At 57.8% G+C, this 25,024-nt stretch carries 16 protein-coding genes, 1 tRNA gene and 1 pseudogene; 11 read left to right on the forward strand and 7 right to left on the reverse strand.

Annotated elements, in window-relative coordinates:
• Nucleotides 1-229 precede the first annotated feature (229 nt).
• Together K3757_RS19015 and K3757_RS09900 are read right to left on the reverse strand one after the other, a co-directional pair.
• Entirely contained in the window at nt 230-10,363 is a 10,134-nt protein-coding gene (locus tag K3757_RS19015; RefSeq protein ID WP_311201725.1) for a cadherin-like domain-containing protein, read from the reverse strand.
• 992 nt (nt 10,364-11,355) lie between these two features.
• A tRNA-Leu gene (locus K3757_RS09900) sits at nt 11,356-11,439 on the reverse strand.
• 138 nt (nt 11,440-11,577) lie between these two features.
• Between K3757_RS09900 and K3757_RS09905 the strand changes: the two genes are divergently transcribed.
• On the forward strand, nt 11,578-12,156 hold the full coding sequence (locus K3757_RS09905) for a YqaA family protein (protein ID WP_259995174.1): 579 nt from the start codon (nt 11,578-11,580) through the stop codon (nt 12,154-12,156).
• Nucleotides 12,147-12,605: a disulfide bond formation protein B gene (locus K3757_RS09910; protein WP_259995176.1), complete on the forward strand. Its 459-nt coding sequence runs from the start codon at nt 12,147-12,149 to the stop codon at nt 12,603-12,605. The genes K3757_RS09905 and K3757_RS09910 overlap by 10 nt, the downstream gene beginning before the upstream one ends.
• Here K3757_RS09910 and K3757_RS09915 read toward each other — a convergent pair.
• Nucleotides 12,602-13,027 (reverse strand): Lrp/AsnC family transcriptional regulator, encoded by a 426-nt coding sequence (locus K3757_RS09915; RefSeq protein WP_259995177.1) that lies wholly within the window; start codon nt 13,025-13,027, stop codon nt 12,602-12,604. The two genes, K3757_RS09910 and K3757_RS09915, sit on opposite strands and share 4 nt — an antisense overlap.
• Nucleotides 13,028-13,132: 105 nt before the next feature.
• Here K3757_RS09915 and rocF point away from each other — a divergent pair, with 105 nt between their 5' ends.
• The 3 genes from rocF to K3757_RS09930 are packed head-to-tail and all read left to right on the forward strand — an operon-like array spanning nt 13,133 to nt 16,027.
• A complete protein-coding gene (rocF, locus tag K3757_RS09920) occupies nt 13,133-14,053 on the forward strand; it encodes an arginase (RefSeq protein ID WP_259995182.1) in 921 nt (306 codons plus the stop codon).
• Between the two features lies 1 nt (nt 14,054).
• Entirely contained in the window at nt 14,055-14,960 is a 906-nt protein-coding gene (gene ctlX / locus K3757_RS09925; protein ID WP_259995184.1) for a citrulline utilization hydrolase CtlX, read from the forward strand.
• A 23-nt stretch (nt 14,961-14,983) separates the two neighbouring features.
• Nucleotides 14,984-16,027: an ornithine cyclodeaminase gene (locus K3757_RS09930; RefSeq protein ID WP_259995186.1), complete on the forward strand. Its 1,044-nt coding sequence runs from the start codon at nt 14,984-14,986 to the stop codon at nt 16,025-16,027.
• 5 nt (nt 16,028-16,032) lie between these two features.
• Here K3757_RS09930 and K3757_RS09935 read toward each other — a convergent pair.
• Nucleotides 16,033-17,241: pseudogene (locus tag K3757_RS09935) on the reverse strand (FAD-dependent monooxygenase); the annotation flags it as partial.
• A gap of 85 nt (nt 17,242-17,326) precedes the next feature.
• Nucleotides 17,327-17,779: an RNA polymerase-binding protein DksA gene (dksA, locus tag K3757_RS09940; protein WP_260001229.1), complete on the reverse strand. Its 453-nt coding sequence runs from the start codon at nt 17,777-17,779 to the stop codon at nt 17,327-17,329.
• A gap of 137 nt (nt 17,780-17,916) precedes the next feature.
• Between dksA and K3757_RS09945 the strand changes: the two genes are divergently transcribed.
• The 6 genes from K3757_RS09945 (at nt 17,917) to K3757_RS09970 (ending at nt 23,223) form a co-directional block, all read left to right on the forward strand.
• Entirely contained in the window at nt 17,917-18,756 is an 840-nt protein-coding gene (locus tag K3757_RS09945) for a MoxR family ATPase (protein ID WP_259995190.1), read from the forward strand.
• A gap of 401 nt (nt 18,757-19,157) precedes the next feature.
• The gene (locus tag K3757_RS09950) at nt 19,158-20,516 is read left to right on the forward strand and encodes a DUF2927 domain-containing protein (RefSeq protein ID WP_259995192.1); all 1,359 of its coding nucleotides are present in this window, start codon (nt 19,158-19,160) and stop codon (nt 20,514-20,516) included.
• Nucleotides 20,517-20,540: 24 nt separating this feature from the next.
• A complete protein-coding gene (locus K3757_RS09955) occupies nt 20,541-20,708 on the forward strand; it encodes an apolipoprotein acyltransferase (RefSeq protein ID WP_259995194.1) in 168 nt (55 codons plus the stop codon).
• Nucleotides 20,708-21,895 carry a VWA domain-containing protein gene (locus tag K3757_RS09960; RefSeq protein WP_259995196.1) on the forward strand — a complete coding sequence of 396 codons (1,188 nt, stop codon included), beginning with the start codon at nt 20,708-20,710 and terminating at the stop codon, nt 21,893-21,895. The genes K3757_RS09955 and K3757_RS09960 overlap by 1 nt, the downstream gene beginning before the upstream one ends.
• Nucleotides 21,896-22,107: 212 nt before the next feature.
• Nucleotides 22,108-22,374: a hypothetical protein gene (locus K3757_RS09965; RefSeq protein WP_259995198.1), complete on the forward strand. Its 267-nt coding sequence runs from the start codon at nt 22,108-22,110 to the stop codon at nt 22,372-22,374.
• Between the two features lie 165 nt (nt 22,375-22,539).
• On the forward strand, nt 22,540-23,223 hold the full coding sequence (locus K3757_RS09970; RefSeq protein WP_259995200.1) for a M48 family metallopeptidase: 684 nt from the start codon (nt 22,540-22,542) through the stop codon (nt 23,221-23,223).
• Between the two features lie 35 nt (nt 23,224-23,258).
• Here the strand turns inward: K3757_RS09970 and K3757_RS09975 are convergent, their stop codons facing one another.
• Both K3757_RS09975 and K3757_RS09980 read right to left on the reverse strand, forming a co-directional pair.
• Nucleotides 23,259-23,801, reverse strand: a complete 543-nt coding sequence (locus tag K3757_RS09975) for an RSP_2648 family PIN domain-containing protein (RefSeq protein ID WP_259995202.1) — start codon at nt 23,799-23,801, stop codon at nt 23,259-23,261.
• Nucleotides 23,802-23,805: 4 nt separating this feature from the next.
• Entirely contained in the window at nt 23,806-25,017 is a 1,212-nt protein-coding gene (locus tag K3757_RS09980) for an RSP_2647 family RNA methyltransferase (RefSeq protein ID WP_259995212.1), read from the reverse strand.
• Between the last annotated feature and the right edge of the window lie 7 nt (nt 25,018-25,024).

Genomic DNA, 25,024 nt, shown 5'->3' on the forward strand with positions numbered 1-25,024 from the left:
TAACTATTTTCTTAATTTTACTTTAATAAACAATAACTTATGCACAATAGTCAGAATTATCCGCTATTGACGATCATTTCGCAACAATTTCCTGAAAAACCATAAGCCGAGCCGCATCGCGACCCCGCTATGTGTCCACCCCGTTTCGTGGCACCACGACGGCTGGATAGGATTCGGCCCCAAGGCGCAGCCCTTGCGGGCCCGCCTTGGGGAATGTCTTTCCAAATGATCAGTTCCTTTTGGTGACCAACTTTGCCTCGTGCTTTTTGAGCGATTTGCGCGCTGCGGCATATGCTTCGATACCTGCGCGTGTCGCAAGCTCTGGGAAGAGCTCAAGGATCTCGTCGCGGGACGCATCCCCGACACCGGCCAGTGACAGGTCACCTGGCTGGAAGCTTTCGGTCCAGATGCCGTCAGACAGGATCACTTCGTGCTGGTCGAACATGATGTGGATGTAAGACGTCTGTGAGACTTCAACCACGTCGATCCCATCGATATCCGTCAGGTGCTTCGCTGCCACCAGGACTTCACGCTCTTCAAAATAAAGGGCCGTCTTGTCATTGGCTACCAGCACGCGGTGCTGCGGCGAAACCATCATGTCCCGCTCCGGAAGATCGTTGCCCAATGCCCCCTGACGGATCAGGATCGGACGCAGATGTTCCTTCTCAGCAAGCTCTTCGCCGGACATCTCACGACGGCCGATCCAGCGGATGACCTGCATCCCGTTATCACGGGTGATGATACGATCGCCTACTTCAAGCTCTTCTACCTTGCGCTCGCCTTTCGGGGTCGCGATCAGCGTGCCGGGCGTGAAACAGGGCACTACCTTCTCGATGTTGGTGAAGACAAGCTGGCCTGCATCGGTTCCGTCTGCGTTGAAATAGTTAACAACACCGTTTTCAGGGTTATCTTCAGCATAGACAACTTCCAGACGGCCACCGTCCGGTGCAGATCCTGCAAGCTCCAGACAGTCAAAGTCATCACCCCCCTCGGAGCCGTCAACCACATCACCAGCGTTCACATCGCGGAAGATGTCACGGTCATTGCCACCTGTCATGGTGTCATTGCCCGCATTGCCCAGCAGGATGTCATCACCGGAGCCACCCAGCAGCACGTCATCACCTTCGCCACCGTTCAGCGTATCGTCGCCCAAAGCGCCCGCAAGTGTGTCGTCGCCCGCGTCGCCGTTCACAACATCGGCGCCCTGACCGCCATCAAGACTGTCGTTGCCATCCCCGCCATCAAGCGTATCGGCACCGGTTCCGCCCAGAAGGGTATCATCACCGGCTTCACCAGACAGGCTGTCGTTTTGACCGCCGCCGTCCAGCAGATCGTCACCTTCACCGCCCAGCAGCGTGTCATCGTCACGGTTGCCGCGGAGGGTGTCATTGCCGATCCCACCTTCAAGGGAGTCATTGTCCTGACCGCCATTGAGACTGTCGTTGCCCTGACCGCCAATCAGCGTGTCATCTCCGGTACCGCCGCGCAGAATGTCGTCGTCAATACCGCCATCAAGAAGGTCATTTCCGGAAGAGCCCAGCAATGTATCGTTGTCGTCTCCGCCAAAGATCACATCGTTACCGGTACCACCGTCAACAAAGTCGTCACCGTTGTCTGGGGCGAGGTCCGGACCAAGCGGGTTGGACCCGTCATCTTCGATTTCCAGCGCGTCGAGGCCAAGATCAGGATCGTTATTGGCATAGATCGTGTCGTCGCCGAGACCGCCAAAGATCGTGTCGTTGCCTTCGGAACCAACGATACGGTCGTCTCCATCGCCACCGTCGATTTCATCATCATCGATGCCCGCATTGATCACATCATCGCCGCGGCCACCGTCAATGGTGTCGCTGTCGTCGCCTGTGCTGATGGTGTCATTGCCGTCACCACCGATGACACTGTCGCGGTCATCTTCGGGATCGGGATCTGCAGGGAATACACCGGGGTAGCCAACATCAGGCAGGGGTGTGCCGCCGCTGGTGTCGATCACATCGTCGCCGATGCCTCCGTCAACAGTGTCACTGCCGTCACCGCCGACAATTGTATCACTGCCTGCTTCACCGTTCAGGCTGTCGTCGCCTTCGCCGCCATCAAGATCATCGTTGCCGATGCCACCGTTCAGCGTGTCCGCGCCTTCATCACCGTTCAGGCTGTCATTGCCAGCATCGCCATTTAGCACATCGTCGCCGATGCCGCCGCTCAGCGTATCGTCGCCTTCACCGCCGTTTAGCGTGTCCGCGCCTTCATCACCGTTCAGGCTGTCATTGCCTGCGCCGCCATCCAGAACGTCATTGCCGATGCCGCCGTTCAGCGTATCGTCGCCGTCGCCGCCGTTCAGCGTGTCCGCGCCTTCGTCACCGTTCAGGCTGTCATTACCTGCGCCGCCATCCAGAACGTCATCGCCGATGCCACCGCTCAGCGTGTCGTCGCCTTCGCCACCGAGCAAGGTGTCGTTGCCGGCATCGCCGTCGAGTTCATCGTTACCGACGCCACCGTCGATACTATCGTCGCCGTTGCCGCCCGACACATCATCGTCGCCTTCGCCAGCCAGAACAGTGTCATTACCGTCACCCGCGTTGATGATGTCATCCTCAGGGCCTTCGCCCGGCAGGAAGCCGTCACCGTTATCCACAAGATCACCTTCCGGATCATCCGTGTAACCAGTGTCGATCACATCATCCCCGTCTGTGCCTGTCACGATACCATCGCTGACCATAACATCCACGGTACCCGGTGCTTCGCCACCGTTACCGTCAGAAACGGTATAGGTGATCTCCGCAGGACCATTAAAGCCCGGCGCCGGAGTGAAGGTGATTGTGCCATCGTCATTGATGTCAACTGTACCATTCGGGCTTGTCGCCGCGATAACTGTCAGCGGATCACCATCGGGATCGCTGTCATTGGCCAACACATCGATGACCACTGCCGTGTCCTGATTGGTACTTGCAGTATCATCCACGGCAACTGGAACGTCATTCACAGGCGTCACAGTGACATCGACAGTGGCTGTATCTGTGTTCCCGTCCGGATCCGTGACTGTATAGGTGATTGTTGTTGGCCCGTTGAAGTTCTCATCCGGTGTGAAGGTAATGGTGCCATCATCGTTGATGACAATCTCTCCGTCCGGGCTGGTAGCTTCGGTTACCGTCAGAGGATCAAGATTTGGATCCGTATCATTCGCCAGAACCGGAATAATCACTGGCGTGTCTTCGGGCGTTTCAGCCACATCATCAACCGCTACAGGGTTTTCAGCCGGATCAGTTACCGTCACAAACAGAACCGCAGGATCGGTCAGCTCGCCATCGGTGATGGTGTAGTTGACCACAGCCTCACCTGTGAAACCATCGTTCGGCGTGAACGTCAGCGTGCCGTCGTCGTTGATCACAACCGTCCCGTTAGGGCTGGAGGCGGAAATAACTGTCAGCGGATCACCATCGATGTCGCTGTCATTTTCAAGCACGGGCACCGTCACGGATGTGCCGATATCAGTTTCAGCCATGTCATCTTCGGCAAGCGGGCCGTCGTTGACCGGGTTTACTGTGACCAGCACTGCGCCGGTGTCTTCGCCACCATTCCCATCGGTGATGGTGTAGGTGATTGTGGCTTCGCCGTTGAAGTCGGGGTTCGGCGTAAACTCCAGCGTGCCGTCGTCATTGATCGTGACGGTGCCGTCGGGGCTTGTCGCCTCGGTGACTGTCAGCGGATCGCCATCTGGATCGGTGTCGTTGTCCAGCACCGGAATGGTGACAGGCGTGTCTTCATCCGTTTCGGCGGTGTCATCAGCCGCGACCGGCGGATCGGAAACCTCACCTACCGACACAGTCACAACCGCATCATCTGTGCCGCCATTACCATCCTCGATGGTGTAGGTGATCACCGCGTCGCCGGTAAAATCGGGCGCGGGTGTGAAGGTGATTGTGCCATCGTCGTTGATAACGACGTCACCATCATCCGACGTTGCTTCGGTCACGGTCAGCATGTCCTGATCCGGATCGCTATCATTGCCGAGCACTGCAATTGTCACAGGCGTGTCTTCATCGGTTGAAGCCTGATCATCCACAGCAACCGGATCATCGTTTACGTTGGTCACCGTCACAAAAACGCGGCTGTCATCGAAGCCACCGTTGCCATCGGTGATGGTGTAATCAATAACCGCCTCGCCGAAGAAATCATCGTTCGGCGTGAACGTTATGGTGCCATCGTCGTTGATTACAACTGCGCCATCATCCGACAAAGCTTCGGTAATGGTCAGCGCATCTCCTTCAGGATCACTGTCATTGTCCAGAATCGAGATGGTTACCGCCGTTTCTTCCAGCGTTTCGTCGAAATCATCCGTTGCAACAGGCGCGTAGTTCGCCGGAACTTCGCCCACGGTGATCGTGTGGATTGCTGCGTCTGTCAGTTCGCCGTCGGAGATTGTGTAGCTGATCGTGGCGTCGCCGGTGAAGCCGTCAACTGGTGTGAAGGTCACAGTGCCGTCGCCATTATTGACCAGTGTGCCCTGCTCGGCCGGAACTGTTGCGTCGGTCACCACCAGATCTTCGGGGTTGTCCACGTCGGTGTCGTTGGCCAGCAGATCAACCGTCACGGCTGTATTGAAGTCGGTCGTGTCCGCGTCATCCACGGCAACCGGAGCGTCGTTCACCGGCGTCACGGTCACAACCGCCTGCCCGTCGTCGGACGCGCCATCGGGATCGGTGACGGTGTAGGTGATCGTGGCCTCGCCGGTGAAGTCCGGCGCGGGTGTGAAGGTCACGGTGCCGTCGCCATTGTTCACAACGCTGCCCTGCTCTGCAGGCACAGAAACGGCTGTGATCTCAAGCTCTTCTACCGCGTGATCGGGATCGGTGTCATTGCCGCGCAGATCAACGATCACGGCCGTGTCTTCCTCCGTCGTGGCCGTGTCATCCACCGCAACCGGAGGATCAATCACAGGCGTCACAGTCACAACCGCCTGGCCCTCGTCGCTTTGGCCGTCGGGGTCGGTGATCGTGTAGGTGATCGTCGCGTCGCCGTTGAACTCCGGCGCGGGCGTAAAGGTCACGGTGCCGTCGCCGTTATCAACCACGGTACCCTGATCCGCCGGTACAGTGATGTCCGACAGCGTCAGCTCTTCCAACGTGTTGTCCGGATCAAAATCATTGCCGCGCAGGTCCACGATGACAGAGGTATCCTCCTCGGTCGTCGCAACATCGTCAAACGCAACGGGGCTGAGGTCTTCGCCCACGGTGATCGTGTGGATTGCTGCGTCTGTCAGTTCGCCGTCGGAGATTGTGTAGCTGATCGTGGCGTCGCCGGTGAAGCCGTCAACTGGTGTGAAGGTCACAGTGCCGTCGCCATTATTGACCAGTGTGCCCTGCTCGGCCGGAACTGTTGCGTCGGTCACCACCAGATCTTCGGGGTTGTCCACGTCGGTGTCGTTGGCCAGCAGATCAACCGTCACGGCTGTATTGAAGTCGGTCGTGTCCGCGTCATCCACGGCAACCGGAGCGTCGTTCACCGGCGTCACGGTCACAACCGCCTGCCCGTCGTCGGACGCGCCATCGGGATCGGTGACGGTGTAGGTGATCGTGGCCTCGCCGGTGAAGTCCGGCGCGGGTGTGAAGGTCACGGTGCCGTCGCCATTGTTCACAACGCTGCCCTGCTCTGCAGGCACAGAAACGGCTGTGATCTCAAGCTCTTCTACCGCGTGATCGGGATCGGTGTCATTGCCGCGCAGATCAACGATCACGGCCGTGTCTTCCTCCGTCGTGGCCGTGTCATCCACCGCAACCGGAGGATCAATCACAGGCGTCACAGTCACAACCGCCTGGCCCTCGTCGCTTTGGCCGTCGGGGTCGGTGATCGTGTAGGTGATCGTCGCGTCGCCGTTGAACTCCGGCGCGGGCGTAAAGGTCACGGTGCCGTCGCCGTTATCAACCACGGTGCCCTGATCCGCCGGTACAGTGATGTCCGACAGCGTCAGCTCTTCCAACGTGTTGTCCGGATCAAAATCATTGCCGCGCAGGTCCACGATGACAGAGGTATCCTCCTCGGTCGTCGCAACATCGTCAAACGCAACGGGGCTGAGGTCTTCGCCCACGGTGATCGTGTGGATTGCTGCGTCTGTCAGTTCGCCGTCGGAGATTGTGTAGCTGATCGTGGCGTCGCCGGTGAAGCCGTCAACTGGTGTGAAGGTCACAGTGCCGTCGCCATTATTGACCAGTGTGCCCTGCTCGGCCGGAACTGTTGCGTCGGTCACCACCAGATCTTCGGGGTTGTCCACGTCGGTGTCGTTGGCCAGCAGATCAACCGTCACGGCTGTATTGAAGTCGGTCGTGTCCGCGTCATCCACGGCAACCGGAGCGTCGTTCACCGGCGTCACGGTCACAACCGCCTGCCCGTCGTCGGACGCGCCATCGGGATCGGTGACGGTGTAGGTGATCGTGGCCTCGCCGGTGAAGTCCGGCGCGGGTGTGAAGGTCACGGTGCCGTCGCCATTGTTCACAACGCTGCCCTGCTCTGCAGGCACAGAAACGGCTGTGATCTCAAGCTCTTCTACCGCGTGATCGGGATCGGTGTCATTGCCGCGCAGATCAACGATCACGGCCGTGTCTTCCTCCGTCGTGGCCGTGTCATCCACCGCAACCGGAGGATCAATCACAGGCGTCACAGTCACAACCGCCTGGCCCTCGTCGCTTTGGCCGTCGGGGTCGGTGATCGTGTAGGTGATCGTCGCGTCGCCGTTGAACTCCGGCGCGGGCGTAAAGGTCACGGTGCCGTCGCCGTTATCAACCACGGTACCCTGATCCGCCGGTACAGTGATGTCCGACAGCGTCAGCTCTTCCAACGTGTTGTCCGGATCAAAATCATTGCCGCGCAGGTCCACGATGACAGAGGTATCCTCCTCGGTCGTCGCAACATCGTCAAACGCAACGGGGCTGAGGTCTTCGCCCACGGTGATCGTGTGGATTGCTGCGTCTGTCAGTTCGCCGTCGGAGATTGTGTAGCTGATCGTGGCGTCGCCGGTGAAGCCGTCAACTGGTGTGAAGGTCACAGTGCCGTCGCCATTATTGACCAGTGTGCCCTGCTCGGCCGGAACTGTTGCGTCGGTCACCACCAGATCTTCGGGGTTGTCGACATCGGTGTCGTTGGCCAGCAGATCAACCGTCACGGCTGTATTGAAGTCGGTCGTGTCCGCGTCATCCACGGCAACCGGAGCGTCGTTCACCGGCGTCACGGTTACAACCGCCTGCCCGTCGTCGGACGCGCCATCGGGATCGGTGACGGTGTAGGTGATCGTGGCCTCGCCGTTAAAGTCCGGCGCGGGTGTGAAGGTCACGGTGCCGTCGCCATTGTTCACAACGCTGCCCTGCTCTGCAGGCACAGAAACGGCTGTGATCTCAAGCTCTTCTACCGCGTGATCGGGATCGGTGTCATTGCCGCGCAGATCCACGATCACGGCCGTGTCTTCCTCCGTCGTGGCCGTGTCATCCACCGCAACCGGAGGATCAATCACAGGCGTCACAGTCACAACCGCCTGGCCCTCGTCGCTTTGGCCGTCGGGGTCGGTGATCGTGTAGGTGATCGTCGCGTCGCCGTTGAACTCCGGCGCGGGCGTGAAGGTCACGGTGCCGTCGCCGTTATCAACCACGGTGCCCTGATCCGCCGGTACAGTGATGTCCGACAGCGTCAGCTCATCCAACGTGTTGTCCGGATCAAAATCATTGCCGCGCAGGTCTACGATGACAGAGGTATCCTCCTCGGTCGTCGCAACATCGTCAAACGCAACGGGGCTGAGGTCTTCGCCCACGGTGATCGTGTGGATCGCTGCGTCTGTCAGTTCGCCGTCGGAGATTGTGTAGCTGATCGTGGCGTCGCCGGTGAAGCCGTCCACGGGTGTGAAGGTCACAGTGCCGTCGCCGTTATTGACCAGTGTGCCCTGCTCGGCCGGAACTGTTGCGTCGGTCACAACCAGATCTTCGGGGTTGTCCACGTCGGTGTCGTTGGCCAGCAGATCAACCGTCACGGCTGTATTGAAGTCGGTCGTGTCCGCGTCATCCACGGCAACCGGAGCGTCGTTCACCGGCGTCACGGTCACAACCGCCTGCCCGTCGTCGGACGCGCCATCGGGATCGGTGACGGTGTAGGTGATCGTGGCCTCGCCGTTGAAGTCCGGCGCGGGTGTGAAGGTCACGGTGCCGTCGCCATTGTTCACAACGCTGCCCTGCTCTGCAGGCACAGAAACGGCTGTGATCTCAAGCTCTTCTACCGCGTGATCGGGATCGGTGTCATTGCCGCGCAGATCAACGATCACGGCCGTGTCTTCCTCCGTCGTGGCCGTGTCATCCACCGCAACCGGAGGATCAATCACAGGCGTCACAGTCACAACCGCCTGGCCCTCGTCGCTTTGGCCGTCGGGGTCGGTGATCGTGTAGGTGATCGTCGCGTCGCCGTTGAACTCCGGCGCGGGCGTGAAGGTCACGGTGCCGTCGCCGTTATCAACCACGGTGCCCTGATCCGCCGGTACAGTGATGTCCGACAGCGTCAGCTCTTCCAACGTGTTGTCCGGATCAAAATCATTGCCGCGCAGGTCCACGATGACAGAGGTATCCTCCTCGGTCGTCGCAACATCGTCAAACGCAACGGGGGCGATCGGATCAGTTGGGTCAACGATCAGCGTTTCAATCTCGGCGAAGGTCATGGAGCCAGATACCGAGCCATCTGTATTGAGGAATTCGACAGTGCCGGAGGTGGAATCCCCGTCGGCGTCTACGATTTCATCCACAACACGCAGAGGACCGCTGCCGGTGAGATCAAGCGTATCACGGTCATCACCGCCTGTGCCGCCCTCAACCACATCACCAGCGTTACCACCGATGAACAGGTCGGCATCGTCACCGCCGGAAAGACTATCTGCCCCTGTACCGCCCGTGATCGTATCGTCGCCGCCTTCGCCAAAGATCGTGTCATCGCCCGCATCGCCCGAGAGGTCATCGTTGCCGAACTCATCGACCACAAAGCCGCTGGTGGCTGTAAAGAAGACATCTGTAATGTTGACGCTGGTGTTGCCATCGCCGGTTTGGTCATGCTGGATTTCAATGCGCGACACGGGGCCTGCAATGTCTACCTGCAAGGAATAGACCGGATTGTCAGCACTGGCATATCCGCCATCGCTGCTTGCTGTATCTGCACCGGGAACGCCATCCGTGTCTGAAAGCGTCAGGCCGGCACCGCCTACCAGCGTCACCTCAAGGGGATTGCCCGCGGCGTCAAACGCCAAGACGCGTACAAGGCTATCGCCGTCGATGTCATTAATATTAAAGTCAACATTCGTGACGGGCGCATCAAAGCTCAGCTCATATACTTCGCCCTGACCGGCCAGACGGGTTTCGCTGGACAGCGAGCTGTTGGTGTCAACTGTTTCACCGTCGCCATCGATACCAAGCGTAAGCTGTACTTCGTCCGAGAAAGCGGTGGTTGTTTTTGGCGTCGCCGATACTGTCGTGAAGGTTACGTTTACCGTGCCTGTGTCTTGGGTGAACGTCGTAACGGTCTCACCCGGTGCGAACCCTGCTTCGCTCCAGTTAAAGCTCTCGCGCTCGCCGCTGCCAGTTCCCGTGTCGTCCGCAAGCGTACGGTCGCCATAGATCAGGTCATCGCCCTCACCGCCGGAGACGACATCGTCGCCCGCGCCTGCGTAAACATCATCATTGCCCTCAAGCGACGCGATTGTATCGTTCCCGCCCAATGCATCCACGATGTCATCGTCCGCAGCTTCGCCTGCGATCAATGCATCACCGGCATCAATACGGTCACCTTCAGGGTCACCGGTGTAGGCCAGATCAATAAGGTTGTCTGAATCGTCACCGCTGACGATGCCATCACCTGTTGGAACAACGGTATTATCGTCGAACACCAGATTATCGATCGCACCGGATTCTTGCAGCTCCACCTCAAAACGCACGGTACCCGGTACATTGAATTGAACAACCGTTTGGCCGTTGTCCCCGTTTGGCGGCACAACTTGTTCACTGATGAGGCTTCCGTCCTCGCCGAAGAACAACACGCGCGCCTCCGTTTCAAGGTCAAGGAAAGTAAGCGACTTGACCAGAACGGGACTGTCGAATTCGAAATTGATCGCACCGCCCGTCGCATTGTCATCGGGATCAGTTGCGTCTCCGTCTTCAGAGATGATCAGAACATTATCGAGATTGTCTGTCGCCAGATCGTCATCGCCACCCGTCGGGTTGTTCGTGTCAAAGATCATCGCCTGATCTTCACCGGGAGGCGTGCCTGCAGTCACGATCCGAACACCAATGTCGCTGTATTGGTCTGTTACAGTTTCACCGGTTGCGAGGCTGTTGAAATCTATTGTTCTGATCATGTGATATGCTCCTAGGCAGCGATGCGCGCGGCGCGCGAGGCGGCCGATTTGGAAGATGCAATGTATGAGAGGTTGACGTTTGCTTCACAGTGGTGAGGGAGCCCCGCCAATCGGCAGTCTCCAGATAAAACACTAGCACCAAAGGGCTTTTTCATGGTCTTCTCCGTCAATACTCTTAACCCGCGAGCCAACGAAAAAGGTTCGTTTGCGACGCGCACACACAGCACCGTAAAGTAGGGAGAGACAGGCCAAAGCGTGGCCCTGCCGAAGAACACACAAAATGCCCTTCGATCAAAAATAGCAGCGGTCGCAAACTGCGGCACTGCACCTCTCCTACATATAAATGCAGAATGCGTGCGGCCGCCCCCGAACCTATTAGTCGTCAACCCCCCAGTTGGGCTGCGTCCTATCTAGTGGTGCGAGCAGGCGCGACAAAGGGAAAAATGTCTTAAAAGTGTCAACGTTACGGCAAAGTGATCAAGCTTCTATCATGACGGGAAAACTTCCCGTTACGGCTAGGACCGCGACTGTTTAGGGGGGCGAAACGATCAATGGGGTCCGAATCACCAGATTCACGACGAACACTGAGAGATACGCGTCGAAAACGCGAAAAATACGTCGATTGCCGTTTCCTAAATCGAAAAGGTCGGATACCCGAAAAAGTAAATTTTCGCTTTCCCTCCAAATAGTTCGCGCAAAAGTAGAAGTTGCCAATCTGGAACCAATGTCGTGATTTTTGCCGAATTATCGCTCGATTAAGCGATCTATCGTCATAATCTTTCGAATCAAACAAATGGCCTTGGGCACATCCGCTATCGCCCCATGCGGTGACATCCCGGACCCCTTCGGATATCGCACCTACCTGGCTTAAGTCGGTTGGTAAGATCGGATCAGACAGCACAATCCACGCCACATTTCGCAAATCTCGCGGGCGCATTGTGTCAAAACTATGATGATTTAGGATTTAACGGAAAACCTGACATAGGTCAGGTTGGTACCCAAGGCCGGACTCGAACCGGCACGCCTCGCGGCGGGGGATTTTGAATCCCCTGCGTCTACCATTCCGCCACTTGGGCACGGGTCAGCATCTAGCCTGACCGCAGATGCGGAGCAAGCCAAAACTGCATCTATCTCACCACTTCTGTACGCTGCACCATCTATTGACCTAGACGGCGCTTGGTGGTTTTGACGCTCCAACACAGGGAGCCACCCGCATGATCCAACGCCTATATGACTGGACGCTCAGCCTTGCCGAGCATCGCCATGCCCTTTGGGTACTTGCGCTGGTCTCTTTTTTAGAGAGTTCGATGTTTCCGATACCGCCGGATATCATCATGATTCCGATGATCCTTGCCCGTCCGAACCGCGCGTTTGTTATTGCAGGGGTGGCTTTGGTGGCATCTGTTCTGGGTGGTATGCTGGGTTATGCCATTGGCGCGCTGGCTTATGACACGCTCGGAGAGCCAATCTTGCGTGCCCTTGGCAAAGCACACTCAATGGATGAGTTCGCTACACGATTTAACGATCTGGGTTTCTGGGCTGTGCTGGCTGCGGGTATTACGCCCTTCCCCTATAAGGTTATCACGATTATGTCGGGTTGGACGGGGATGCCGCTTGCGACCTTTATAACAACATCTATTCTGGCCCGCGGCCTGCGGTTTTTCCTTGTCGCTCTGCTGTTGTGGAAGTTCGGCGCTCCTGTTCGTGACTTTATCGAACGCCGCCTGCCCTTGATGTTCACCCTTGCACTCGCGCTTCTGATTGGTGGTTTTCTGGTGCTGAAATGGATTTAAAACGTCTGTCCCTGATCGCAACCCTTGGATCTGCCGCCCTGTTGCTGGGCGCATATGGCTTTCAGCACATCGGTGGTCTGCCGCCATGCAAAATGTGCTTGTGGCAACGCTGGCCGCATGCTGCCGCTATCTTGATTGGCTGCATGGTCCTGCTCTCCGGTAAGGTCAAGCTTGCCTGGCTTGGGGTTATTGCCGCACTGACAACTGCCGCGATCGGGGCCTATCACGTTGGAGTAGAGCAAGGATGGTGGGAAGGTCCGACCAGTTGCACGTCTTCCGGCGTGACCAATTTGAGCGCGCAAGAGCTTATGGATCAGATCCTCAACGCGCCGCTTGTCCGCTGTGATGATATCGCGTGGCAACTGGCAGGGATCAGCATGGCGGGATGGAACGCGATCTTGTCTCTGGCGCTAGCAGCGATTTGGATACAGGTGGCGCGCCGCGCCTAGCCTGACTTTTGCGTGCTCAGAAGCAGGCTGGTTTCCGACGCATTGACCCCTTCCAGCCGCCTGATGCGGCTAAGCACTGCGTCAAAATCCACCAAGGTCGGTGTTCCAATCTCGACGATTAGGTCCCAACGGCCGTTGGTAGAATGCACCGCGCGCAGTTCCGACATGGCAGAGAGTTGCCGCTTAATGCGCTCTGCACCGCGGCCCTCAATCTCAATCATCATCAAGCCGCGCACGGGGTCTTGCGCCACATCCGCGCGGGTGATGACAGAAAATCCGACAATCTCACCCCGCTCTTGCAGACGGGCAATCCGTGCGCGCACAGTGGTGCGTGACATATTCAGCCTTGCTGCCAGATCAGAAAGGGACGCCCGCGCATCATGGCGCAAAGCCGCAATCAACTTATGATCCGTTTCGTCCATTCTAACCTCCGTTATGCACAGCCACGCCCCATATCGGACACTTTGACCGCTATTCATAGTACAGATAGGCCGACTATATCAAATCAACAAAAAGGAATCTCCACCATGACACCACAACACTGTATTCTTCAGGGCGCCCCGCTTGACTGTGGCAAAATCCGCCGTGGCTGCATCATGGGGCCGGACGCCTACCGCACCGCGGGGCTTGGGCCCGCTTTGCAAAGCCTTGGGCACACGGTCGAAGATATCGGTAACGTTGCGCCTGCCCCTTACACAGATGTACCGCACCCAAAGCTGCACCGTCTGTCAGAGACCATCGCATGGACCCAGAGCCTTGCAGACACGACCGAAGCATCACTGGCGCGCGGCATGCCCATTACGATGGGTGGCGATCACGCACTGGCGGCTGGCACTGTGCTGGGTGCGATGCGTTATGCAGCCACGCAAGACCGGCCTCTCTTTGTGCTTTGGCTGGATGCCCACAGTGATTTCCACACGCTGGAAAGCACCGACAGCGGCAACCTGCACGGCACACCTGTGGCCTATGTCACGGGGCGCGGAGATTTCTCTGGCTGGCCCACCCTGCCCGCGCCACAGCCTTTTGACCAGATCGCAATGATCGGCCTGCGCTCTGTCGATCCGGCGGAACGCGATGCCTTGCAAGAAACCGACATCACCCGCGTTGACATGCGCGAGATTGACGAAACCGGCATTGCGCGGCCTCTTGGTGCGTTCTTGGATCGGGTCGAAGCAGCAGGCGGCATGTTGCATGTCTCACTTGACGTGGATTTCCTTGATCCGGCGGCAGCACCGGCGGTTGGCACCACCGTTCCCGGTGGCGCGACCGTACGTGAAGGGCATCTGGTCATGGAGATGATCAACGATTCTAACCTGATGACCTCGCTTGATCTGGTAGAGCTGAACCCGTTTCTGGACGAACGCGGTCGCACGGCGCAGCTGATGGTCGATCTGGCCGCCTCTGCCCTTGGCCGCAATGTGTTTGACCGCCCAACACGAGCTTATTGATATGTACCCCCAAGCCCCTTGTGATGTGGTGATGATCCGGCCTCACCACTTTCATTCCAACCCGCAAACGCAGGGTGACAACGCCTATCAGAAGGCGTCTGACACGGATGTCAGCGCCACTGCCCGGGCCGAGTTTGATGGTGTAGTCGCCGCATTGCGCAGCCATGGTGTGGCTGTGCATGACTTTGATGACACCTCTGACCAGACACCCGATTCTGTGTTTCCAAACAACTGGTTCTCGACCCATGCGGGGGGCCATGTGGCGATCTATCCGATGTATGCGCCAAACCGGCGGACTGAACGTCGTGCCGATATCATAGAGCACCTGAAAACCACGTTCCGCGTGCAGGATGTCATTGATTACTCCGGCTTGGAGCAAGACAGTCTGGCCTTGGAAGGCACCGGTGCCATGGTACTAGATCATATCGGGCGGGTCGCCTATGTGGTCCGGTCCCGTCGGGCAGATCCGGTTCTGTTGGAGCGTTTCTGCACTCACTTCAACTTTGAGCCGGTTGCATTTGACGCAGCAGATAGCGCCGGGCGCGCGGTTTACCACACCAACGTTCTGATGGCCGTAGGCACCCGCGTGGCCCTTGTGGGGCTGGATATGATCACCGATCCAGAACGCCGCGCCACCGTTATTGCCCGTCTGGAAGAAACGGGCCGCGAAGTCATTGCCCTGAGCGAGGCGCAAATCAACGCCTTTGCCGGCAACGCGATAGAGCTTGAAGGCAGCGACGGCTTGATAATGGCGCTGTCAAAAACGGCGCATAACGCGTTGACACAAAACCAGATTAAACGGATCGGGCAGCACGCCGACCTGCTGCCGCTGTCCATTCCAACACTCGAAACCGCCGGTGGATCGGTGCGCTGCATGATTGCAGGGCTGCACCTTTCGCGCCGCTAACCGTCAATAAGAAGGTAACATTCATGCTAGCCCCATCCGAAAAGGCATTTGTGCCATTCGTCAGCGTCGATCACATGATGCAACTCATCAACCACACGGGCCTTGCAGCCATGATGCAAGGCATCTGCGACCAGATCGAGGCCGACTTCCGCCGCTGGCCGCTTTTTGACAAGACACCGCGCGTGGCATCACATTCTGATGTGGGCGTGATTGAATTGATGCCAACGTCTGACGGTGACGTCTACGGGTTCAAATACGTCAACGGCCATCCGGGCAACATGGCCGGAGGCCTCCAGACGGTCACTGCATTCGGTTTGCTATCGGACGTGGCAACGGGTTATCCGGTGCTGTTTTCTGAAATGACAATCCTGACCGCCTTGCGCACGGCAGCCACGTCGGCGCTGGCGGCGCGGGTGCTGGCGCCCAAAGGATCAACCGTAATGGCGATGATCGGCAACGGCGCTCAGTCCGAATTCCAGAGCATCGCGATGCAAGCCATCGTCGGCATCAAGGAGGTCCGCCTGTTTGACATAGACCCCGCCGCCACGGCCAAATGCGCCCGTAACCTTGAGGGCTCGGGCCTGAATGTTGTCAGCTGTAGCACTGCCGAAGAGGCTATACTGGGCGCACAGATCATCACGACCTGCACAGCGGACAAGCAGTATGCAACAATCCTGACCGACAATATGGTCGGCGCAGGTGTGCACATCAACGCCATTGGCGGCGATTGCCCCGGCAAGACAGAGCTGGCCCCCGCCATTCTGAACCGTGCTGAAATCTTTGTGGAATATCCCGAACAGACCCGCATCGAGGGCGAAATCCAGCAGCTTGACGCAGATCACCCAGTGACCGAATTCTGGGAAGTTTTGACCGGCGCGGCGCAGGGCCGTAAAGATGCCAAGCAGATCACCCTGTTCGACAGTGTGGGTTTCGCAATCGAGGATTTCTCGGCGCTATGCTATGTGCGCGATGCGATCAAGGGCACCGAATTCTTCACGCCTCTCGACATGGTGGCAGACCCTGATGACCCACGTGACCTGTTCGGCATGGTTGCACGGGCCAAATAGCCCTATTAGGGGCGGCCGGACCGTGCCGTCACATCCACACCGTACAACCAGTCAAACGCGCCCAGCATCCGGCGGGGCGCGTACCGGCTGCCCAGCCCCATCACTTTATGCGCAGCAAAGCGCAGCGGTCCGGGGCGCAAATGGAACCGCCATGCATTACCCTCAGCGGCCTTGATGACACGTGCGACACGGGGGCGGCGTTCACTTTGATAGGCAGGTAGCGCACCGGTGCCGCCCCGCAGTACATGATCAGCCAATACCCACGCATCTTCGAGCGCCATATTGGCGCCCTGAGCCAGAAACGGCAGCGTCGGATGCGCAGCGTCCCCCAGCAAAGCAACACCACCCGCGTGCCAAACCGGAGCAACCGGATGGCGATGCAGCCCCCAAAGGGTTGGCGCTTTGACGGCGTTGATCAGCGTGCCTGCCATGCCGCCCCATCCGGCAAAAGCGGCTCTTAGATGTGCGGGATCATCGGGATGGTTCCATCCCTCGGCTGCCCAGCTTTTTCGCTCTTCCACTGCAACAAGGTTGACCAATGTGCCGTTACGCAAGGGGTAGCTGACCAGATGACGGCCCGGCCCCATTGTCACCATGGCCACATCTTCGTGATCTACCGTGTTCGGAACAGTTGCGCGCCATGCGACTTGCCCCGTGAAGAAGGGATCGTCCTCGCCATTGAGCGCAACCCGAGCGCGTGACTGTAGGCCATCCGCACCCACGATCAGCTCTGCACGGCGGGTACTGCCATCCGTCAGGGTAAGCGTGGGTGTCGCCCCTGCATGTACGTCCTGAACCTGCGTCCCCATCTCAAAACTGACATTATTCTCGCGTGCGGCACGGGCCAGAACATCAATCAAATCGGCGCGGTGCATGAACAAATAGCGCTGGTTAGACGGGAGCAATGACAGGTCAAGCCGGACGAGTTCATCCGCCCCGTCATGGGCACGCATCACAACAGCTTTGCCGCGCACCGCGCCACGCTCTAAAAGGCGCTTTTCCAACCCCAAAGCGCGCAAGACAAACAGGCCATTGGGGCTGACCTGAAGGCCTGCACCGACTTCGCGGATCGCGGGGGCCTGCTCCAGAACGGTGACGGCCACACCGCGACGGGCAAAAGCGATGGCTGCGGTTAGGCCACCGATGCCCGCACCGACAACGATCACATTTCTAATTTTCATCGCCATGTCCCTTTTGCGAAAAGCGCCACAGCTTTCGCTGCAGCGCTTTTCAAATCTCTATATCAACACCGATACCAGACCGACAATATTTCTTCGCTGACACGCAACCGCGACGCGATCAATCGTCGCGATGAACTTTCTCGCGGCGTTCATGCTTCTCCTGCGCTTCAAGGCTCATGGTGGCGATAGGACGCGCATCCAGACGCTTGAGCGAGATCGGTTCACCGGTCACGGAACAGTAGCCGAATTCACCCTCATCAATGCGGCGCAGGGCGGCGTCAATCTTGCCAACAAGTTTGCGGGCGCGGTCACGAGTGCGCAGTTCAAGCGCACGGTCGGTCTCTTCAGAGGCGCGGTCATTCACGTCCGGAATGTTACGCGTGCCATCCTGAAGGGCTTCGATAGTGTCCCGGCTACCTGCAAGCAGTTCCGCCTTCCAGTTGTGCAACTTCCTGCGGAAATATTCGACTTGCCGATCATTCATGAAAGGCTCGTCTTCGGCCGGCGTGTAGTCGTCCGGCAAAAAGCTTTCGTTTTTCACTTTGCTTTTCCCATCAACGTAGTTCGTCATTGTCACGTGGAATTCTCCCTCACGACACTCCATGGCGCGGGGTCTACAGGACACGTAGGTGATTGTCACTACTCAATGATGCGCTATGATAAACAACGAAAAAGTTGACTGAAATGAACCGGAAAGATGATCACGACATGAAATTTCAAGGTACCGCCGACTACGTCGCAACGGATGATCTGAAGATTGCGGTGAATGCTGCCGTCCAGCTGGAGCGGCCATTGCTCGTTAAAGGCGAACCCGGTACCGGGAAAACGGAGCTGGCGCGGCAGGTCTCTTCCGCGTTGGGCCTCCGGATGATCGAGTGGAACGTGAAATCAACAACACGTGCGCAACAGGGTCTTTACGAATACGACGCCGTCAGCCGTTTGCGCGACAGCCAGTTGGGCGAAGAAAAAGTTCATGATGTGCGCAACTACATCCGCAAGGGCAAGCTTTGGGAAGCGTTCGAAGCCAACGAGAAAGTCGTCCTGTTGATTGATGAAATCGACAAGGCAGACATCGAATTCCCCAACGACCTTTTGCAAGAGCTCGATAAGATGGAGTTCTTTGTCTACGAAACCGGTGAGACGATCAAAGCAAAGATCCGGCCGATTGTGATCATCACTTCCAACAATGAAAAAGAGCTGCCCGATGCGTTCCTGCGCCGCTGCTTTTTCCACTACATCCAGTTCCCCGATATGGAGACGCTCAAGAAGATCGTCGAAGTTCACCACCCCGGTATCAAAGCAGAGTTGCTGACGACCGCCCTCACCCAGTTTTACGAAATCCGTGAACAGCAGGGCCTGAAGAAAAAGCCCTCTACATCCGAAGTCATCGACTGGCTCAAGCTGCTGTTGGCCGAAGATATGGATGCCAAGGACCTGAAATCGGATGGTACGTCGGCGCTGCCGAAACTGCATGGCGCGCTTTTGAAAAACGAACAAGACGTGCACCTGTTCGAGCGTCTGGCCTTTATGGCCCGCGGCGGACGTTAAGACATGCGCAGCGGCGGCGGTCCGGATGATCCAGACCGAACGCCGCTGCTTTTCAATCCAGCGTTGCAGACGTCATCTGCCCTGTTCCCAGTAGCAGATCACGGTCCGCGACGCCGCCTTTGGCTGCCGCGCGGGTCACAATATCGCTTTAATCCGGCCAATTAACACCTGTGACTTTTTCGCATCCGCGAACACAGGCCTGCCCAAATCGTTAAAAATTGCCTCTACTTTGCCTTGAATGCTCCCTACCGTGAACAGGTTGAGAGGCGAAAAGATCTCCAATTGAAGCTCAAAAGGGCAGGCAGGCAGAGTATGAGTATCCGGAACGCACGTGTTGTGCGCGCAACTTTTGCGCGTTTTTCAAAGATTTACGCAAACCCAACCCCCGCAGGCTTGACGGCATGAAGTCACATATCGCCCTTGTTCTCGCTATGGCGCTTAATGCGTGCACCCCCACATCCGGCGGGGATGTTTCCCGCCGCATGACAATTTCCGACAGCGACCTTCCACCAGTGAAAGTTTTTGCGACCGGTCGGCACGTAGGTCCGGTCCGCGCAAATAACGATCTGGCTCTCGATTTCATCGAGCTCTCTTTCAAGCTTGAGAGCGGTCGCGAACTGCCCGTGTTCACGCGGTTTGAAGGTCCCATCACGGTAACCGTGACCGGGCAGCAGCCTGCGTCACTGCAGCACGACCTGAACCGCTTGATCGGTCGCTTGCGCACAGAGGCGCGGATCAACATTTCACAGATCAGCGCGCCACGTGCCAACATTACGATCAACGCGGTTCCGCGCAGTGAAATCCGCCGCCTGCTGCCGCAAGCCGCGTGTTTCGTCGCCCCGAATGTCAGTACCCTCGACGAATACCGCAAGGCACGAAAAAGCAAACTGGCCAACTGGTCACAGCTGCGTTCCCGTGAACGTCTGGCGATTTTCCTGCCCAACGACGTCAGCCCGCAAGAAGTCCGCGACTGTTTGCACGAAGAACTTGCGCAGGCACTTGGCCCGCTCAACGATCTCTACCGTCTGCCGGATTCCGTCTTCAATGATGACAACGTGCACACCGTTCTGACGGGCTTTGATATGCTGATGTTGCGCACCTATTATGCACCGCAGCTGCACAACGGCATGAGCCGCGGTCAGGTGGCCGCCACCCTGCCCCACATCCTGCGCCAGATTAACCCGCGCGGTGAAACTGCAGCCGCCAGCTTTGCCACCCGCACGCCAATCCAGTGGAAGCGCGCAATTGAAACCGCGCTTGGACCAGCCACGCAGCGAAGCGCGCGCCGCTCTGCTGCTGCCGAAGCGCTGCGCATCGCCGGGGCCATGGGCTGGCAGGACCAGCGCCGCGCCTTTGCCCATTATGCGATGGGTCGTGTTATTCAGCACGATAGCCCGCATGAAGCACAGCAACACTATGCCGCCGCGAAACGCTTTTACGCTGCCACCCCCGGCACCCGCCTGCATCAGGCCTACGTTGCCACGCAGATGGCCGCCTTTGCCATCAGCCAGGGTCAGGGATCGGAAGCGCTGCAAATGATTGCGCCACATATAGAAATCGCACGCCTGAACGAAAATGCCGCATTGCTTTCAACACTGCTCCTGCTACGTGCCGAAGCGCTGGATCTTGAAAACCGCCCCTCAGAAGCAGAGGCCGTCCGTCTGGACAGTCTGGGATGGGCGCGGTACGGATTTGGTTCAGACTGGGCTGTGCGGGCCAAGCTGCGCGAGATTGCATCGCTCAACCCGCTCAAAGGATAGCCCGCAACCAAAAAGGGCTAGAGAATGATTGTAATCGGGTTGGCGATAATTGGCGCATTGATTGGCGGAATGACCGCACGCAAACGCCGCGGCAACCGCAAGGACATCGCGCAATACGCAATCGGCTACGGCATGGCATTCCTGATAGTGGGTATGTTTCTGACTGTTATCATCGACAGGCTAACAAGCTGATGTTCCTGCCTTTCTTCGAACAGCTACGCGCCCATAAAGTTCCCGTATCCATGCGGGAATTTCTGGCGTTTCTGGATGCAATGTCCGCCGGTCTGGCCACCTACGACGTGGAGGCGTTCTATTACCTCGCCCGCGTATCGATGGTGAAGGACGAGCGGAACATCGACAAATTCGACCAAGCATTTGCCGCCGCCTTTTCCGGTCTTGAGAACATCACGCTGGATCAGGTGATGGAAGCGGTCGATATTCCGTCTGACTGGCTGACGAAGATGTCCGAAAAGCACCTGAGCGACGAAGAAAAGGCCGAGATCGAAGCCCTCGGCGGCTTCGAAAAGCTGATGGAAACGCTCAAAGAGCGCCTCAAGGAACAAGAGAAGCGCCATGAGGGCGGAAATAAATGGGTCGGCACCGGCGGCACCTCTCCTTTTGGGGCTTACGGCTACAACCCCGAAGGCGTGCGCATCGGGCAGAAGGAATCGCGCCACCAGAAGGCCGTGAAGGTCTGGGACAAACGCGAATTCCGCAATCTGGACGACAGTGTTGAACTGGGCACCCGCAACATCAAAGTCGCGCTGAAACGCCTGCGCCGCTGGGCCCGTGACGGTGCCAACGAAGAGCTGGACCTGAACGGCACCATCCGCTCCACCGCCGAGCAAGGCTATCTGGATGTGAAAACCCGTCCCGAGCGGCGCAATGCGGTCAAAGTGCTGCTGTTCCTTGATGTTGGCGGCTCAATGGACCCGCATATCAAAGTGGTTGAGGAGCTCTTCTCTGCCGCGCGGTCCGAGTTCAAGCACATGGAATATTTCTACTTCCACAACTGTCTGTACGAAGGTGTCTGGCGCGACAACCGCCGTCGCTGGGATGCACAAACGCCCACTCATGAAATCCTGCGCACTTACGGCCCCGATTACCGCTGCATCTTTGTCGGCGACGCAAGCATGTCCCCGTATGAGATCGCCTACCCCGGTGGCGCAAACGAGCATTGGAACCCCGAGGCTGGCTCCGTCTGGCTGAACCGCGCGCGCGAGCAGTGGAAATCGAACCTCTGGATCAATCCTATCCCCGAGAAATACTGGTCCTACACCCAGTCGATCACCATGATCCAAGAGATTTTCGGCAAAGAGGCAATGGTACCGATGACACTCGAAGGTCTGTCACGCGGGATGAAGACGCTTACCCGGTAAATCTAAGACCCAAAGCTGCCTCAGCGATCTTGGGACCTACCATTATTCCATAGCGAAAGGGCGCCGGCATCTACTGAATGTCTTCTTCGAGCCCTTCTTGACCAGAAGCTCTCGACCAACTTGTGGGCTCAGACTATGGTGATAGGGGGGATGAAAAGCTAAATGCAGCAATGGCTATTCTTACTGGAGCTGTTTTTCTTGGAGGTAGTTTGATGACCAACGAAATAGATCTGCACGCGGCAAATCATGTGCCAGCTTCTGGGTTGGGCCGATCGCTGGTATATTACTATTTTGTTTTGATTTTGTCGGTGCCGGTCATCCTGTTTGGCATAACCAATACCACTTTGAAATTCGGTATTCTTGCTTTGATGTTAAGCGCTTTAGTTGCGCCGCCGGTATACGTTTTGCGGAAAAAGCGAAGACTGCGTGCGCTTCGTCAAGCACAGGTTACGGCGCTAAGAAAACGTTCCAACGAATGACTGCTGCAGCGGTGGAGAACGGTCACTTTGTCCGCATAGCGGACTTCCGACAGAAAGCACGGCTTTGCCCTTTCTAGTTTCTCATGCAAACAGAATCTTCTAAGTTATCGAGCCTATCCGAACAACGCCCCTTGCCCCTGCAGGCCACACCTCCATATTAAACCTATGATCAAAGTGATCCCCATCCTGCTTGCCGTCCTTTACGGTCTTATGATGTACCGCTTTTCCGTTTGGCGGACAGGGCGAGAGCTGGATGAGCAGTCTACGGTGTTGGCTGACCCAAAGCTGGTAGAGATGAGCAAGCAGATGGCAAAAGCGCTGGATTTGCCACGCATCAATGTCCACATCTACGAGATTGAGCCGGTGAACGGGCTTGCTGCCCCTGACGGGCGTATTTTCATCACCCGCGGGTTCTACAACAAATTTCGCGCGGGCGAAGTCACGGCACAGGAGCTGGCAAGCGTCATCGCGCATGAGCTGGGCCACGTGGCGCTTGGCCACTCGCGCCGCCGGATGATTGATTTCTCGGGGCAGAACGCCATGCGCGCGGCCCTTGGCATGGTGCTAAGCCGTTTTATCCCCGGCATCGGGATGTGGATCGCCAATATGTTGACGTCCCTGCTGGCAGCCAAGCTATCGCGCAGTGACGAGTTTGAAGCAGACGCCTATGCCGCTGCGTTACTGACCAAAGCAGGTATCGGAATCGACCCGCAAATTTCCCTGTTCCGGAAGCTTGACGCGCTGACCAAATCGGGTGGTGGTCGGGCACCAGCTTGGCTGCTGACCCACCCCAAAACAGAAGAGCGGATTGCCGCGCTCACGCATATGCAGCAAAAGTGGGATAGCTAATTCAATGCTTTAACAGCCGACATTCGAGCGATGACTTAAGCGGTTAGCGCCTTGCCCAGTCGTGGTAACCGCGCCTTTTTCAGCAAAGACCGGATATTCCAATCCTCACCTGACAGCCTGCGTGCTTCGGCCACAGTCTTTTCAGCAACCTGTGTCACGGCTTCTGGTGCTGCCTGAAAATGACCCATCAGGAATGCGTCGGGATCAGCACGCGCCACGCCTTCTTCAGCCAGAATACCGCGCGGAAAATCCTTGGCGTTCATGGTCACGATAAGCTCGGCGTTGCCGTTGACCGCAGCGGCCAATACGTGAATGTCGTTTTCATCGGGCAGCCACAGCCGCGCTTCAAGCCCCGCATGTCTCGCGACACTGGCGTTTGGAAAGGCGGATTGGATCATGGCGACTTCGCCGCGCGCGATTGCCTCCCCCTCTGGACCCAGCTTGCGGGCGGCCCTTGCCCATTCTTCCAGAATACGCGCTGACCATAGCGGCGTGTATAGGTCGTACCGCGCCACCCCCAACAGCATCTCCCGCATGACAGTCGGATATAATACGCAAGCGTCGAGAAGAACTTTCATCGTGTTACAGGTGGAAGAACAGCGATTTGAGGTATCCGGTTTCGGCCAGTTGTGGCAGTTGCGGGTGGTCCGCGCCTGCAAAGCCAGTGTGGATCAACGATGGGCGGCGACCTGCCCTGCCGATGCCGCGAACCGATGCCACGCGAAATGCGGTCAGGTCCGCCGCGTGCGAGCAGGAGCAAAGCCCAAGAATGCCGCCCTCGGCCACCAATGGGGCTGCCAGTCGGGCAATACGCTCATACGCCCGCAAACCCGCTTCAAGTGCAGGCTTGGCCGGTGCAAAAGCGGGTGGATCGCAGATAACCACGTCAAATTCGGCCCCTTCAGCGCGCAGTGCCGTCAGAACGTCGAATGCATCACCCTGACGTGTGCTGACGCGGTCGGAAACACCCATCGCGGCGGCGCCCTGCTCTGCCAGAGCAAGCGCAGGAGCAGACCCGTCCACGCACAGCGCGGAATTTGCACCAGCGGCCACCGCCGCCAGACCAAACCCGCCAACATGGGCGAAAACATCCAATACCCGCGCGCCGCGCGACAAAGAGGCCGCAAAGGCGTGGTTCGGCCGTTGGTCGTAGAAAATACCAGTCTTCTGGCCACCGGTAAGGTCGGCCATATAAGTAGCGCCGTTCATTTGCACAGGGACAGCCTGGTCAGGTGCAGCGCCCGCAAGAACACCGCTCACATCGTCGAGCCCCTCAAGGCTACGTGTGCGGCCAGATGCGTTCTTGAGCACGTTTGTCACGCCAGTCACTTCGATCAGCGCTGCCGTCAGCGGCTCAATCAAGGCGTCGGACCATGCGGCATTTGGCTGGATCACGCAGGTATCGCCGAAACGGTCGATAATCACGCCGGGGAGACCGTCCGCTTCGGCGTGGACCAAGCGGTAATACGGCGCATCATAGAGCCGTGTCCGCAGGGACAGCGCGCGGCGCAGATGGGTTTCCATCCACGCTTGGTCAATGACAGCCGCAGGATCGGCATCCATCATCCGCGCCATGATCTTGGAATTCGGGTTGACCGTCACCACACCCAAGGGCTGGCGCAGGCTGTCCTCCAGGACCGCCATCGCACCCGGTGCTAGGCCCTTGGTCCGTCGGTCTGTGACCAGTTCGTTTGCATAAACCCAAGGCGCACCATGACGAATGGCGCGCGCGTTTGCCTTTGGCATAAGGCGTACAACGGGAAGCGGAGCGGATGTGGAAAAGGGCGCTGTCATAGCGCCC

Origin of the sequence: Sulfitobacter sp. S223, from assembly GCF_025143825.1 — a bacterium.
Taxonomy (GTDB): domain Bacteria; phylum Pseudomonadota; class Alphaproteobacteria; order Rhodobacterales; family Rhodobacteraceae; genus Sulfitobacter.

Excerpts from the sequence above, each read along its gene's own strand:
- K3757_RS09980 (WP_259995212.1), bottom strand. The coding sequence starts at position 25,017 with ATGACAGCGCCCTTTTCCACATCCGCTCCGCTTCCCGTTGTACGCCTT.
- ctlX (WP_259995184.1), top strand. The coding sequence starts at position 14,055 with ATGTACCCCCAAGCCCCTTGTGATGTGGTGATGATCCGGCCTCACCAC.
- K3757_RS09955 (WP_259995194.1), top strand. The coding sequence starts at position 20,541 with ATGATTGTAATCGGGTTGGCGATAATTGGCGCATTGATTGGCGGAATG.
- K3757_RS09960 (WP_259995196.1), top strand. The coding sequence starts at position 20,708 with ATGTTCCTGCCTTTCTTCGAACAGCTACGCGCCCATAAAGTTCCCGTA.
- K3757_RS09915 (WP_259995177.1), bottom strand. The coding sequence starts at position 13,027 with ATGGACGAAACGGATCATAAGTTGATTGCGGCTTTGCGCCATGATGCG.
- K3757_RS09950 (WP_259995192.1), top strand. The coding sequence starts at position 19,158 with ATGAAGTCACATATCGCCCTTGTTCTCGCTATGGCGCTTAATGCGTGC.
- K3757_RS09905 (WP_259995174.1), top strand. The coding sequence starts at position 11,578 with ATGATCCAACGCCTATATGACTGGACGCTCAGCCTTGCCGAGCATCGC.
- K3757_RS09930 (WP_259995186.1), top strand. The coding sequence starts at position 14,984 with ATGCTAGCCCCATCCGAAAAGGCATTTGTGCCATTCGTCAGCGTCGAT.
- K3757_RS09970 (WP_259995200.1), top strand. The coding sequence starts at position 22,540 with ATGATCAAAGTGATCCCCATCCTGCTTGCCGTCCTTTACGGTCTTATG.
- K3757_RS09910 (WP_259995176.1), top strand. The coding sequence starts at position 12,147 with ATGGATTTAAAACGTCTGTCCCTGATCGCAACCCTTGGATCTGCCGCC.
- K3757_RS19015 (WP_311201725.1), bottom strand. The coding sequence starts at position 10,363 with ATGATCAGAACAATAGATTTCAACAGCCTCGCAACCGGTGAAACTGTA.
- K3757_RS09945 (WP_259995190.1), top strand. The coding sequence starts at position 17,917 with ATGAAATTTCAAGGTACCGCCGACTACGTCGCAACGGATGATCTGAAG.
- rocF (WP_259995182.1), top strand. The coding sequence starts at position 13,133 with ATGACACCACAACACTGTATTCTTCAGGGCGCCCCGCTTGACTGTGGC.
- dksA (WP_260001229.1), bottom strand. The coding sequence starts at position 17,779 with ATGACGAACTACGTTGATGGGAAAAGCAAAGTGAAAAACGAAAGCTTT.
- K3757_RS09975 (WP_259995202.1), bottom strand. The coding sequence starts at position 23,801 with ATGAAAGTTCTTCTCGACGCTTGCGTATTATATCCGACTGTCATGCGG.
- K3757_RS09965 (WP_259995198.1), top strand. The coding sequence starts at position 22,108 with ATGACCAACGAAATAGATCTGCACGCGGCAAATCATGTGCCAGCTTCT.